At 69.1% G+C, this 298-nt stretch carries 1 protein-coding gene; it reads right to left on the bottom strand.

What is annotated here, in order from left to right; genetic code table 11:
• Positions 1-298: NAD(P)/FAD-dependent oxidoreductase (locus tag IE95_RS0118405; protein ID WP_030153743.1), on the bottom strand; the 298-nt coding region annotated here is incomplete at both ends.

The raw sequence follows: 298 nt of genomic DNA, 5'->3' as shown, positions 1-298 counted from the left end.
GAGGTAGCGCTGGGCGTCGAGGGCTGCGGAGCAGCCGGAGCCGGCCGCGGTGATGGCCTGGCGGTAGGTGTGGTCGACGGCGTCGCCGCACGCGAACACACCTTCGATGTTGGTCGCGGTGGTGCGCCCGACGACCTGGATGTAGCCCTCGTCGTCCAGGTCGATCTGACCCTTGACGAGCTCGGAGCGCGGGTCGTGACCGATCGCGACGAACAGGCCGGTCGCCTCGATCGAACGCTCCTGGCCGGTGACCGTGTCGCGCAGCGTCAGGGACTCGACCTTGTTCTCCCCGTGGATG

Origin of the sequence: Oerskovia turbata (assembly GCF_000718325.1) — a bacterium.
Lineage (GTDB): Bacteria > Actinomycetota > Actinomycetes > Actinomycetales > Cellulomonadaceae > Oerskovia > Oerskovia turbata.
Note: the sequence above shows the minus strand (reverse complement) of the source record. Positions and strands in the feature narration are given on the sequence as shown.